General features: G+C 38.0%; 2 protein-coding genes and 1 pseudogene. 1 reads left to right on the top strand and 2 read right to left on the bottom strand.

Features of this window, described 5'->3' with window-relative positions:
* Window positions 1-483: 483 nt before the first annotated feature.
* Window positions 484-1,074, bottom strand: a complete 591-nt coding sequence (locus CP352_RS10570) for a hypothetical protein (protein ID WP_089142950.1) — start codon at window positions 1,072-1,074, stop codon at window positions 484-486.
* 73 nt (window positions 1,075-1,147) lie between these two features.
* Window positions 1,148-2,611, bottom strand: coding sequence for an SLAP domain-containing protein (locus CP352_RS10565; RefSeq protein WP_089142958.1), 1,464 nt, complete (start codon window positions 2,609-2,611; stop codon window positions 1,148-1,150).
* Window positions 2,612-3,155: 544 nt separating this feature from the next.
* Between CP352_RS10565 and CP352_RS10560 the strand changes: the two are divergent.
* Window positions 3,156-3,491 (top strand): annotated as a pseudogene (locus CP352_RS10560) (RNA-guided endonuclease InsQ/TnpB family protein); the annotation flags it as partial.
* Window positions 3,492-3,782 lie beyond the last annotated feature (291 nt).

Raw genomic sequence — 3,782 nt, 5'->3', positions numbered from 1 at the left:
TTACCTTAGTCGCTTCTTTGAAAGATGTTGGCTGCACTAGCCAACAAATCCTGCAACAATTAAAGCAAAAGTATGGCAATGTGTTCTCTGATAAGCAGTTAGAAGAATTTCTGAAACAGAGCTAGATCGTAACACTGTAACAACAATATTTTCCAAGATGTCGCATAAGCGGCATCTTTTTTAGAGCAAAAGAAAGACTGTTAGGCTGCACAATATACAGCCTAACAGTCTAGTAATAAGAGGACGGACAGAACCGTATCGCCTATCAAGACTAACGATCAGATATAAAGCCTCTGTCGGGCACCATAGCGCCTCACAACTACAGCGAAAAAACACAGCATTATATCAGCCTGATTTGATTTTTTCTACGAAAAATTATAACAATATTATACCTAAATTCAATTATTTTTATTCAAACATTAGTCAAAATCGTACTTATTTTTTAAGAGCAAAAGAAAAACGGGGCAATTGCCTCGTTTTAAATTATTTTCTCTTTTTAGTATGTTTGACAGTTTTCTTATGTGCCTTTTTGTGATTCTTCTTATGAGCTACTTTATTATGTTTCTTCTTGGTAACTTTCTTCTTGCTTACTTTAATAGTATTTCCAGTAATATTACCCAAACTAGTATGACTTAATTGACCATTCTTGACCGCAAAATCAAATTCAAGATTACCTTGTGCAAGAGTACTGTGTGCATTAACACTAGCAGAACCAATAATTTCACCATTGTTATTAACAATAGTAACTGAACGATCAGTTGAAGTTGGCGTCAAACCCATTATTGTTACTTGTGCATTTAAGGTATATTTACCATTGTTTAAAACTGCATCGTTTGTTTCAATTTCAGTACCAGTATTATTAGTCAAATGGATATTGTTAATTGAGGTGGAAGCCCTAATTTTAGTACTGTTTGTGTATACACTTCTATCACGAAGATAGTGAGTAATAACACTACTTTTAGTTACAACTGCTGCTGCTTGAATAGTATTTGGAGCAGCTACCAATGAAACTACAGGCGATGCAGCGAACAAAGCTGCCGCTACAATATTAGTAAATTTAAAATTCTTTTTCATTATTATTTCCTCCAAAAAAAGACAGAGCTTTCGCTCTGCCTTTCTTATTTGTCAGCGTATACCACAGACTTAATTAAAAGTTTGAAGCCTTTACGTAAGTCTTGTGAGTGTTGTCACCGATCTTGTAGTATTGCTTACCGTTCTTGAATGTGTAAGTACCACCGTAAGTAGTTACTTCTTCACCCTTCTTAAGAACAACCTTGTTAGCACGCTTCTTTGATGAACGGTATACGTATGCGTTGTGCTTCAAAGTACGCTTAGTACCATCGATGTTGTCGGCGTTGATGAACTTGCCAGTTGCCTTATTGTTTTCAACTACTTCGTAGTAAGCCTTACCGTGGATAGTAGTAGTTGACATAGCTACAGTTACTGAGTTGTAACGAGTTAACTTGTCAGTACCAACACGCTTAGCGTCCTTGTCGTAGAAGTATGCGTTGTGCATAATAGTCTTAGGTTGACTTGGAACAGTAGTGTCTGGCTTAGTTGCAGTTAAGTCTGAGCTCTTTACGAATTCGTTTGAGCCTTCCTTGTTGATACGAGTGTATTCAACACCGTTAACAGTTAACTTACCGAAGGTGTAAACAGCTGCACCCTTTGAAAGTGCTGGAACATTAGTAGCTTCTGAAACAACGTTACCGTTGATGTTGTAAACCTTAGTGTTATCAGCCTTTACGTATTCTTGTGGAGCCTTTTCAGGATTACCCATTACAATTGCGTAAACAACAAGCTTTGAAGTGAAGCCAGCTGGGTTAGTAGCAGTAATAGTTACTGGGTACATACCTGCAACACTAGTGTTAACCTTGCTTGAATCAATCTTGATGTTGCTTGGGTTAACTAATTGTTGGTGAGCAGCTAATTCTTCTGGCTTCTTGTCAAAATCATTAGCACCATAAGCGCTTTGTACGTAAGCTTTGACAGAATCAGTTACAGTAGCATCGTTAAACTTACCGTTTACAATAACCTTTGTCTTATCAGTATCCTTAAGTACTAAATTGCCAGAAGTCTTACCGTTTGACATAACGTTGTCATTGTAGTAAACATTTCCATCAAATACAAATGCTGGTGCGTTGTAGTTTACTGAAGCGTTAATTCTTACAGTAATTGTAGTTGAATTACCATTTTCTGACTTAGCAGTCAACTTAAGGTTGAAACCGTTTGCTGGATAATCAAAGTTACCGTTTGAAGCACGCTTCAAGCCTTGAGCTACTAATTGACTTTCTACATCTGAAGCGGTAGTAGTCATATTAATAGTGTCATTTGATTGATCACTGGTCTTCCAAGCATAATGCTTTTGAATAGCATTCAAAAGATCGGATGAGCTAAAGCCGTTAGCAATTTCGTTTAATGAAACAGTGCTTCCATCGTTTACAACAGTGTTAGTATCCTTGTTGTAGAAGTATGGAGTACCTTGTTGGCTAGCGAACTTAGCATTTAAAGTAACTTGGTAAGCTTTGTCATTAACAGTGAATGTAACAACTTGTTGGAATTCACCGTTTGAGTTTGAAGCAGATGCTGACTTAACAGTGATATCCTTCATATCTGCTGGCTTAGCATTCTTTAATGCATCGCCACCTAATTGTAAGATAGCATCTTTTTGAGCGTCACTTAACTTAACACTAAATTGAGTATTTGAAGCACGGTCAAGAACAACAGTACCTCTTAATGTACCAAGATCAGTAACTTCTTGAGAAGTAGCGGCTGAAACAGTAGAAGCAGGTGCAACAACGCCAGCAGCAGCAACTGGAGCAACAGCTAATAAAGCAGCAGCAGCAGCGCTAACAATTCTTAAATTTTTCTTCATGTGGTCTTTTCCTCCTTGAAATATAAAAAATGTAATAGGCCATAGGTTCAGCATGTAGGAGCCTATAATGTACAAAATCATTCAAAGCAAGATCCATGAGTTTATAACTCTCATGAGGTAGTAGTCTTGCTGAAGGATCAGCATGCGTACAGGCGACACGCCTGAAGCACGTATATTGTGTACTCGATTTTTGCCAAGCGATGAAAGGGTGGTTTTTGTCCTCTTATTTGCTAGGGGTAGGTGGGTGGTTTTTGTCCGCTGCGTGATTTTTGGGATGAAAAAAGAACTAAGAAGCAGAAACCTGTTAAAGAATCATGCCTTATCTCAAGCTATTTCAGATGTTGGCTGGCGTAGTTTCCTGAACATGCTGGCTTATAAGGCAGATCTATATGGCAAAGAATTTCTAACAATTGATCCTAACTACACCACCCAAAGATGCCATCAATGTGGCAGTATTATGGGCCAAAACGGTTATAAGAAATTAACCCTTAAGGATCGAGAGTGGACTTGCCCAATCTGTCGAACGCACCATATTCGTGATTGGAATGCCGCCGTGAACATCTTAGAAAAAGGATTAGGCAAGTGGCAAAATCCTAAAATAAAAAAAGCAGCCTAAGCTAGGCTGCAGTCCGCTAGCAACTCGCGGACTCAAAAGGCTTTGGTAATTAGACGACCTCTATCGGCAATAGTCAAAAGATTATTGCTGGTAAGTCAAATCCGTATCTAAGCAAGTTGGTGTTCTGGTTGGTGCAAGCTAACAAGCCACCAAGCCCAAGACTTCAGTCTAGGGTAGTTGACTATTGATACATGTACAGATAAAAATGCATGTATTATTACTTGTACTACTATCATCTAAGTGTATAATTTTTTGCGGTAAGTTGAATAAATAATTAAAAAGCTCAAGTCC

This window comes from Lactobacillus sp. UMNPBX1 (genome assembly GCF_002554085.1).
GTDB classification, from domain to species: Bacteria; Bacillota; Bacilli; order Lactobacillales; family Lactobacillaceae; genus Lactobacillus; species Lactobacillus crispatus.
This window is presented reverse-complemented; position numbering and strand designations above follow the sequence as displayed.